Consider the following 9095-nt stretch of genomic DNA (forward strand, 5'->3'; position numbering starts at 1 on the left):
CTGGGGAGTGTCGCCGCTCTGGCTCATAGAAGAAGTGTACCAAAAACCGAGGCCTAAGTCGAGAGATTCTCAGATATGTTTGGATATCTGTGCGAAGATGCATTCGGGCCGACCGCGCGTTGTCGAGACCGGCTCAGACCAGTCCATGGCGGTCTCGACAAGCTCGACCAACGGCAAGAGTCGCGTTCCACAAACAGGCCACGTTAGGGAAGGCACGCTCCGTCACCCACAAGAGATCGCTTAGAAGCCCGAACGCGGGGCAATTAGTCCGTGGGTGCCTCGTAGGGGTCGACCGCCAGCACGTCGACCACGATCGCGGTGACGTTGTCGCGACCACCGTTTTCGAGGGCCGCGTCGACCATCGCTGAGACGGCATCCGCTGCCAGCTTCTTTTCGAGCAAAAAATGACGAATACCGTACGAGGTCAGTTCCTTGGTGAGCCCGTCTGAGCAGACCAGTATGCGCATGCCGGCCTGGATCGGCAGAATGCGATAGTCGGGAATAGGCGGTTCGTGAAAGCCGACCGCCCGGGTGATGATATTGCCGTGCGGGTGCACGTCGGCCTCTTCGCGGGTAATGCGCCCCGCATCGACGAGTTCCTGCACGACCGAGTGGTCGTTGGTGACCTGCTCGAGTACACCGTTGGACAACTGATAAACCCGGGAGTCGCCGATGTTGAAGACGATCCAACTGACGGCATCCGAAACCAGGGCCAGTGCCACCCCGGTCACCGTTGTTCCGGTGCCCTGGTCGGTTACTCCGACACCCTGCGCCATATCCTCGACGGCCAGCACGAGGGCGCGGTCAATCGAACCGGCCTCGGCTACGAGCGTTCCGGACAGCTCGGCCAGCCTGGTGACGACGGCGGCACTGGCGACATCGCCGGCCGAATGCCCCCCCATACCGTCGGCGACGGCGAACAGCGGTGGCGCGGCGAGCAGGCTGTCTTCGTTGACCTCCCGGCGATGACCAACGTCGGTCAGGGCAGCCCACGCCAGCGTCAACGACGTTCCAACGCTGGGCAGTTCGACACGAAATTCGGTCGAACCTTGACCAATCTGGGTCACGGGTAGTGCCTTCCGAGTGTGGGGCGCGAAGCCGGCCCCGCCGTTCCAACGTTCACCGAAGGACTTGCACCATAATAACGGCACCGTCAGGTGGCACCGTACCGCACCTAATGTCCGATGTAGCTCATCACGTGCTTGATCCGGGTGTAGTCCTCGAAGCCATACATCGAGAGGTCCTTGCCGTACCCGGAGTGCTTGAAACCGCCGTGCGGCATCTCCGCCACGATCGGTATGTGGGTGTTGATCCAGACGCAACCGAAGTCAAGGTGCTTGGCAAAGCGCATCGCCCGACCGTGATCCCGGGTCCACACCGACGACGCGAGACCATACTGCACGTCGTTCGCCCAGCGCAGCGCCTCGGCCTCGTCGGTGAAGCGCTGCACGGTCATCATCGGGCCGAAAATCTCTTGCTGCACGGCCTCGTCGGTCTGCAGCAGTCCGCTCACGATGGTCGCTTCGTGAAAATAGCCGGCCTGGCCGACGCGATGACCGCCGAGTTCGAGTACGGCGTGGTCGGGCAGCCGGTCGACAAAACCGGAGACCTGCGCGAGCTGGTTGACGTTATTCACCGGGCCGAACAGGATTCCCTGTGCGCTGGGAGCTCCAGTGCGCGCGTTCTCTCTGGCGTAGGCGGTGAGCGCGGCGACGAATTCGTCGTGTATGCCGCCCTGGACGAGCAGCCGGGTCGCAGCGGTGCAGTCCTGGCCGGCGTTGAAGAAGCCAGCGGCGACGATGCCGGCCACGGCGAGCTCGATGTCGGCATCGTCGAAGACGATCACCGGTGCCTTGCCACCGAGTTCGAGGTGGACCCGTTTGAGATCGTGTGAGGCAGCTTCGGCGACGGCCATACCGGCCCGCACCGATCCGGTGATCGATACCAGCTGGGGAGTTTTGTGGTCGATCATGGCCGCACCGGTCGTGCGGTCACCGGTGATTACGTTGAGCACTCCCTTCGGCAGGAACTCCGCGGCGATCTCGGCGAGCAGCAGGGTCGCGCTCGGCGTCGTGTCGGAGGGCTTGAGCACGGTCGTATTGCCGGCGGCGAGCGCGGGCGCGAATTTCCAGACCGCCATGTTCAGCGGGTAGTTCCAAGGCGTGACCTGACCGACGACACCGATCGGTTCGCGGCGAATGAAGGAGGTGTGGTCGGTCAGATACTCGCCGGCCGCACGGCCCTCCAGATTGCGGGCGGCTCCGGCGAAGAACCGAATCTGATCGACCGAGAGCAGAATCTCGTCGTCGACGAGGGTCGAACGTGGCTTGCCGGTGTCGAGCGACTCGGCGTCGGCGAATTCCTCGGCACGCGCCTCCACCGCATCCGCTATGCGAAACAGTGCGAGCTGCCGGACCGCCGGGGTCGTTTCGCCCCAAATTTCGAAAGCGGATGCCGCGGCGCGGTAGGCAGCATCGACGTCGGTCGCGTTCGAGACCGGGCTCGAGGCATAGACCGATTCGGTCGCCGGATCGATCAGGTCAAACCGTTCCGTCGACGTCGACTCGGAGTGCTGGCCATTGATGAAGTTGCGTAGTTCGGGGGCGCTCATGCGGCCCAGTGTATCGATTTCGGTTTGAAGCACACCCAGATTCACAAATGAAATCCGCAGTTTTTTGCGAAGACTGCTACGGATTCGCTTGCTGAAGTGCATTTCGACTGACACAATCGATGCATGAATGGACAAAGGCGTGGTCACCCGCCCAAGCCGGCCCAGCTCGACGATGTGTCGAAGAAGATCATCGAACAACTGCAGGTCGACGGACGCCGGTCGTACGCGGAGATCGGCAAAGCTGTCGGCCTCAGCGAGGCGGCCGTGCGGCAGCGGGTGCAAAAGCTCACCGATTCCGGCGTCATGCAGGTTGTCGCCGTAACCGACCCGATGCAGCTGGGCTTCTTTCGCCAGGCGATGATCGGAATTCGAGCCTCGGCCGACACCCGCATTCTCGCCGAACAGCTCGCAGCCATTGACGCCGTCGACTATGTCGTACTCACGGCCGGCACTTTTGACATTCTCGCCGAGGTCGTCTGCGAAGACGACGACGAATTACTTGAACTGCTCAACTCCAAGATCCGCAACCTCGATGGGGTTCTCTCCACCGAGACCTTCGTTTATCTCAAACTCCACAAACAGTTCTATAACTGGGGAACACGGTAAAGAACATGACGCTCACCACACCCATCGATTCACCGGTTGCCTTCAGCGACGCGCACAACGCCGAGTTGCAACAAAAGGCCAAGGATCATCTCTGGATGCACTTCTCCCGTCAGTCGGTGATGGAATCCGGCGCCGGAGTGCCCATCATCGTCAAGGGCAAGGGACACCACATCTGGGATTCCCAGGGCAAGCAGTACATCGACGGCTTGAGCGGATTATTCACCGTCAACGCCGGACACGGACGTAAGCGCCTGGCCCAGGTCGCCGCCAAGCAGGCCGAAGAACTCGCATTCTTCCCGATCTGGTCGTATGCCCACCCGAACGCGATCGAGCTCGCTGACCGCCTCGCCTCCTATGCGCCCGGCGATCTCAACCGCGTGTTCTATTCGACCGGTGGCGGCGAAGCCGTTGAAACCGCATTCAAGCTCGCCAAGTACTACTGGAAGCTGATGGGACGCCCGACCAAGCACAAGGTCATCTCCCGCAACGTCGCCTACCACGGTACCCCGCAGGGTGCGCTGGCCATCACCGGCATTCCGGCAATGAAGGAAATGTTCGAACCGGTCACCCCCGGCGGCTTCCGTGTTCCCAACACCAACTTCTACCGCGCCGACGAAATGAGCCCGGGCCTTGGCCTCGGCGACAACCTCGAAATGTTCGGCCAGTGGGCCGCCAACCGCATCGAAGAGATGATCGAGTTCGAAGGGCCGGAGACCGTGGCCGCCGTGTTCCTCGAGCCAGTGCAGAACTCCGGTGGCTGCTTCCCGCCACCTCCAGGCTATTTCAAGCGCGTGCGGGAGATCTGCGACAAGTACGACGTGCTTCTGGTCGCCGATGAGGTCATCACGGCTTTCGGTCGCATCGGCAACATGTTCGCATCGACGACCTATGACATTCAGCCCGACATGATCACCTGTGCCAAGGGCATGACGAGCGGATACTCGCCGATCGGTGCGACCATCATCAGCGACCGCATCTACGAACCTTTCAAGCACGGCGATACGACGTTTTACCACGGCTACACCTTCGGCGGCCACCCGGTCTCCTCGGCCGTCGCCCTGGCCAACCTCGACATATTCGAGGAGGAGAAGATCAACGAGAACGTGCGCGAGAACTCGCCGTTGTTCCGCAAGGAGCTGGAGACGCTGCTCGACCTACCGATCGTCGGCGACGTGCGCGGTGCCGGCTACTTCTTCGGCATCGAGCTGGTCAAGGACAAGGGCACCAAGGAAACGTTCAACGACGACGAGTCCGAGCGTCTGCTGCGCGGCTACCTGTCCAAGGCGCTGTATGAGGCGGGCCTGTACTGCCGCGCCGATGACCGCGGCGACCCGGTGATTCAGCTCGCTCCCCCGCTGACCATTGGCCCGAAGGAATTCGCCGAGATCAGCGAGATTCTGCACGGCGTGCTCTCGGAGGCACCGAAGCACCTGTAGTTCGTTCGCCGGGACCCGGTCTCGCCTTCAAACGAATGCGCGACCGGGTCGCCGTCGGGCAGCACCTGCCTCAACCGCCGGCGGCCCTCGCCTCGTCGTCGTCTTCGTTGTTCTCGCCTTCGAAGGACCACAGAGCGTCGTCGCTGAGCGCGACATCTTCGCCAAAGTCTTCGTCGTTTTCGTAGCCGAAATCGTCGCCCTCCTCGTCGTCCCGGCGCGGAACCGCGAACGCCCACTCCTGCAGGTGTCCCGACCCGAGCAGCACTTCCAGCAGGTTCGCCATGCTGTACCGCGGGTCGATGGCGAGCGCTTGGTCCACGAAGAATCCGGCAACGGAGCCACTGCCGAGGGCCCAGGACAGCCAGGCGAGCATGCAGAGCGGCGCCGGTCTGGCGGAACGCGGCGCCAGCGCAACCACGGTGCGCAACAGGGTGATGGCCATCCGGATCCGGTCGACATCCGGTCGTTCCTGCCGCAGCCCGAGCATGATGTCCCCGGTATGTTGGGCGCTCGAGTCGCCGGAATCCATCTCCTCGGCCACAAGATCGTCGAGGCTACGCCCGGTCTCGTGCTGGAGCAGGACGTAGTGCAGGTTGACCTTGTGGGCGCGAACGCCTTCCTCGCGGCCGAAGGCAAACTGCACCATGATCTGGTCGCGATTGGGCGGTGACTGCACGAGCACGAGCAGCGCTGCCGCGTCATCCTCGGTGGGCGGATTGCTCCAGGTCAGCGCTTCCTCCGCGATCGCGACCGGGTCGAGCAGCGCGCCGAGGGTAGGAAACAACTCCGGGGCATTTTCGGCCCGCGCGATCAGGTGGCGGTAGCGCCGGTAGACCCGGGCAAGGCGTTCCTTGGTGGCCAGATTGACGCCGACCGGTTCCGCGCCATTCTGCAGAGTGCCGAGCGGTCGCGCGGCCGGATCGGTCGCCTCGTCGTTCAGTGGGGACTCGGCAATGTCGCTGAGCGGATGCCCGCCCGCCGGGCACTGCGGGTCGAGATAGCTGCCCCAGGCATCCACTGACACGCAGAGCGAATCACGCAACAGAAAACCGCTGAGTTCGAGCCGCCGGTTCAGTATCTCCGCAAAACCCTCCCGTGGGATTCCGCGGGCTTCGACGAAGGAGTCGTCCGTGTAGATGACGGGAACGACAGCGTCGACGCCGGGAATCTTGCAGAGCATCCCGGCCAGTGTCGTGGCGATGCGTTGATACACCTTCTGCGGTGCGCCATCCTCGGGCAGGTTGAAGCGCAAGGCGCCGCAGGTGCGATTGCCGCGAAACGCGACGAGAACCGCGCTGGTCTCGGGCAGAAACCCGAGCAGCTGGGGAACGAGTGCCAGAAAGTCCTGGGCCTTCTGGGCTTTAACACGGGTTGGTTGCATGCCGCCACTGTGCCCGGTCGCGCGTAAACCTGCCGCTACCGACCGTGTATCTGGGGATCACCGCGGCGGCAGGCCCCCTGTGGAGGAGACGCTCTAAACCTCGTCGGCGACCGGGGCCGCGAACTGCGCCGCATACAGCGCCTGGTACGCACCGTTCGCGGCGAGCAACTGCACATGGTTGCCCTGCTCCACAATGCGGCCAGACTCCATCACGAGAATCAGGTCGGCGTCGCGAATGGTCGACAACCTGTGCGCGATGACAAAGCTGGTGCGTTCGGCCCGCAACGCGCTCATCGCCTTCTGCACGAGCACCTCGGTGCGGGTGTCGACCGAGCTCGTCGCCTCGTCGAGGATAAGAACGCTCGGCTTGGCCAGGAACGCCCGGGCAATGGTGAGCAGCTGCATCTCCCCCGCGCTCACGTTGCCTCCCTCGTCGTCGAGCACGGTGTCATATCCGTCCGGAAGCGAGTGCACGAACCGGTCCACGTAGGTGGCTGTGGCGGCAGCGTGAATGTCTTGCTCCGTCGCATCCGGTCGGCCGTAGGCGATATTGTCGCGGATGGTGCCGCCGAACAACCAGGTGTCCTGCAGCACCATTCCCATACGGCTGCGCAGGTCGTGCCGGGTCATGGTCGCCACGTCAACGCCGTCGAGCAGGATGCGCCCGGAATCAATCTCGTAGAACCGCATCATGAGGTTCACGAGGGTGGTCTTGCCGGCCCCGGTCGGGCCGACGATCGCGATGGTCTGCCCGGGTTCAGCGACGAGACTGAGCTCTTCGATCAGCGGCTTCTCGGCGCTATAACGGAACGACACGTTCTCGAAGACCAACCGGCCGTGCGCTTCAGTCGGCGTCTCCGCCAAGTCCGGGTCTTCGCTCTGCTCCTCGGCATCGAGCAGGTCGAAGACCCGTTCAGCGGATGCGACGCCCGACTGCAGCAGGTTGGCCATCGACCCGAGCTGCGCGAGCGGCTGGGTGAACTGGCGGGAGTATTGAATGAACGCCTGCACGTCACCGAGCTGCATGGCACCGGAGGCGACCTGCAGGCCGCCGACGACCGCGATGGCGACGTAGACGAGGTTGCCGATGAAGGTCATCGCCGGCATAATCAGGCCGCTGATGAACTGCGCGCCGAAGCTGGCCTCATAAAGTTCGTCGTTCTTGGCCTTGAACCGGGCGTCGACTTCCTTCTGCCGGCCGAACACCTTGACCAGGGCATGGCCGGTGAAGGTCTCCTCAATCTGACCGTTGAGCTCCCCGGTGTTCGCCCACTGGGCCACGAACAGCTTCTGCGAACGCTTGGCGATGAACGCGGTGATCACGAGGGTCAGCGGCACGGTGACGAGCGCGATCAGGGCGAGCAGTGGCGACAGGATGAGCATCATCACGATGACGCCGATCACGGTGAGCAGGCTCGTGACTACCTGGCTGAGCGACTGCTGCAGGCTCTGCGAGATATTGTCGACGTCGTTGGTGACCCGGCTGAGCAGTTCACCGCGCGGCTTCTTATCGAAGTAGCTCAGCGGCAGGCGATTGATTTTCGCCTCGATCTCTTCGCGCAGCCGGTAGACGGTGCGCTGCACGACTTCGTTGAGAACGTAGGCCTGCATCCAGCTGAACACGCTCGAGAGTACGTAGAGCGCGAGCGCCCAGAACAGCACGGTAGAAAGCATAGCGAAGTCGATTCCGAGCCCCGGCGTGAGCGTCATGCCGCTGAGCATGTCGGCCTGCGTGCTGTCACCGGATGCCCGCAGCCCCGCGATCACGTCGGCCTGACTGCTGCCGCTCGGCAGCGATTTCGACACCACGCCGGAGAAGATCAGGTTGGTGCCCTCGCCGAGCAGGCGCGGCCCAAGGACCGAGAACGTCACGCTGATCACCGCGAGGGCGAACACGAGCGCGAGCCACAGGCGTTCCGGCCGTAGCTTGCCGAGCAGTCGTTTGCCCGAGGCCGTGAAATTCAGGGATTTCTCGGCGGGCAGGTTCATCCCTCCGAAGGGCCCACCGCCGCGCTGCGGGCGCGGAGCCGGCTTGTCGTCCGCGTGCGTCTCGCTCATGCGGCTTCCTCCGCGGTGAGCTGGGATGACACAATTTCCTGGTAGGTCGTGTTGGACTCGAGCAACTGCTCGTGCGTTCCTCGGCCGACGATGCGGCCGTCTTCCAGCACCAGAATCTGGTCGGCGTCGATGATGCTCGACACCCGCTGGGCGACGATGACCATGGTGGCTCCATTGGCGCTCTGTTTGAGCGCGAGCCGCAGCCGGGCATCCGTCGCGAGGTCGAGGGCTGAGAACGAGTCGTCGAAAATGTACAGCTCCGGCTGTTTCACCAGGGCGCGGGCGATCGCGAGGCGCTGGCGCTGCCCACCCGACACATTGGTGCCGCCCTGGGAAATCTTCGCATCAAGCCCGCCCTCCATTTCGGTGACGAAATCCCGGGCCTGGGCGATGGTGAGCGCCTGCCAGAGTTCCTCTTCCGTCGCATCCGGTTTGCCGTAGAGCAAGTTGCTGCGCACAGTGCCGGAGAACAGATAGGGCTTTTGCGGTACGAGACCGATATTGCCCCAGAGCAGGTCGGGGTTCAACTCGCGCACATTCACGCCATCCACCAGAACGGAACCGCTTGTGGCGTCGAACAGTCGCGGCAACAGGTTCACTAGGGTGGTTTTGCCACTCCCCGTACTGCCGATGATCGCCGTGGTCTCGCCGTGGCGAGCGATGAAGCTCACGTTGCGCAGCACCGGTTGTTCGGCGCCGGGATAGGCGAAGCCCACGTCGAGCAGTTCGAGCTCGCCGTGGCCGACGGTCACGTTCACCGGGTTTGCCGGCGGCACGACACTCGACGCGGTGGCCAGCACTTCGCCGATGCGGTCGGCCGAGACGGCGGCCCGCGGAATCATCACGGCCATGAACGTGGCCATCATGACCGCCATCAGAATCTGCATGAGGTAGCTAAGCCTGAATCCACCGGTTGACCTTGAGGTTTTGACGGCGCGTTAAACCGAGAATGCCCCTCTGACCAGCTAAAATAGTTGTTATCTAGACAAGCTATTCAATGCTC

General features: G+C 63.2%; 6 protein-coding genes and 1 pseudogene. 2 read left to right on the forward strand and 5 right to left on the reverse strand.

The features are described from left to right. Positions 1–263: 263 nt before the first annotated feature. A complete protein-coding gene (locus E3O45_RS01090; RefSeq protein WP_134441182.1) occupies positions 264–1067 on the reverse strand; it encodes a PP2C family serine/threonine-protein phosphatase in 804 nt (267 codons plus the stop codon). 107 nt (positions 1068–1174) lie between these two features. After that, positions 1175–2611 carry a gamma-aminobutyraldehyde dehydrogenase gene (locus E3O45_RS01095; protein WP_134441183.1) on the reverse strand — a complete coding sequence of 479 codons (1437 nt, stop codon included), beginning with the start codon at positions 2609–2611 and terminating at the stop codon, positions 1175–1177. A gap of 123 nt (positions 2612–2734) precedes the next feature. Between E3O45_RS01095 and E3O45_RS01100 the strand changes: the two genes are divergently transcribed. Both E3O45_RS01100 and E3O45_RS01105 read left to right on the forward strand, forming a co-directional pair. Continuing rightward, positions 2735–3217 (forward strand): Lrp/AsnC family transcriptional regulator, encoded by a 483-nt coding sequence (locus tag E3O45_RS01100; protein ID WP_092448738.1) that lies wholly within the window; start codon positions 2735–2737, stop codon positions 3215–3217. Between the two features lie 5 nt (positions 3218–3222). Beyond that, entirely contained in the window at positions 3223–4653 is a 1431-nt protein-coding gene (locus E3O45_RS01105; protein WP_134441184.1) for an aspartate aminotransferase family protein, read from the forward strand. A gap of 70 nt (positions 4654–4723) precedes the next feature. Here E3O45_RS01105 and E3O45_RS01110 read toward each other — a convergent pair whose 3' ends face one another. From E3O45_RS01110 to E3O45_RS01120, 3 genes and pseudogenes are all read right to left on the reverse strand, one after another. Further along, a complete protein-coding gene (locus tag E3O45_RS01110; protein ID WP_134441185.1) occupies positions 4724–6034 on the reverse strand; it encodes a DUF4192 domain-containing protein in 1311 nt (436 codons plus the stop codon). A gap of 93 nt (positions 6035–6127) precedes the next feature. After that, a complete protein-coding gene (locus tag E3O45_RS01115) occupies positions 6128–8092 on the reverse strand; it encodes an ABC transporter ATP-binding protein (protein WP_134441186.1) in 1965 nt (654 codons plus the stop codon). Continuing rightward, a pseudogene (locus E3O45_RS01120) lies at positions 8089–8991 on the reverse strand (ABC transporter ATP-binding protein); the annotation flags it as partial. The pseudogene E3O45_RS01120 and the gene E3O45_RS01115, both read right to left, overlap by 4 nt. Positions 8992–9095 lie beyond the last annotated feature (104 nt).

Origin of the sequence: Cryobacterium sp. TMS1-20-1 (assembly GCF_004402355.1) — a bacterium.
Taxonomy (GTDB): Bacteria; Actinomycetota; Actinomycetes; order Actinomycetales; family Microbacteriaceae; genus Cryobacterium; species Cryobacterium levicorallinum.

Excerpts from the sequence above, each read along its gene's own strand:
- E3O45_RS01105 (WP_134441184.1), top strand. The coding sequence starts at position 3,223 with ATGACGCTCACCACACCCATCGATTCACCGGTTGCCTTCAGCGACGCG.
- E3O45_RS01115 (WP_134441186.1), bottom strand. The coding sequence starts at position 8,092 with ATGAGCGAGACGCACGCGGACGACAAGCCGGCTCCGCGCCCGCAGCGC.
- E3O45_RS01100 (WP_092448738.1), top strand. The coding sequence starts at position 2,735 with ATGAATGGACAAAGGCGTGGTCACCCGCCCAAGCCGGCCCAGCTCGAC.
- E3O45_RS01095 (WP_134441183.1), bottom strand. The coding sequence starts at position 2,611 with ATGAGCGCCCCCGAACTACGCAACTTCATCAATGGCCAGCACTCCGAG.
- E3O45_RS01110 (WP_134441185.1), bottom strand. The coding sequence starts at position 6,034 with ATGCAACCAACCCGTGTTAAAGCCCAGAAGGCCCAGGACTTTCTGGCA.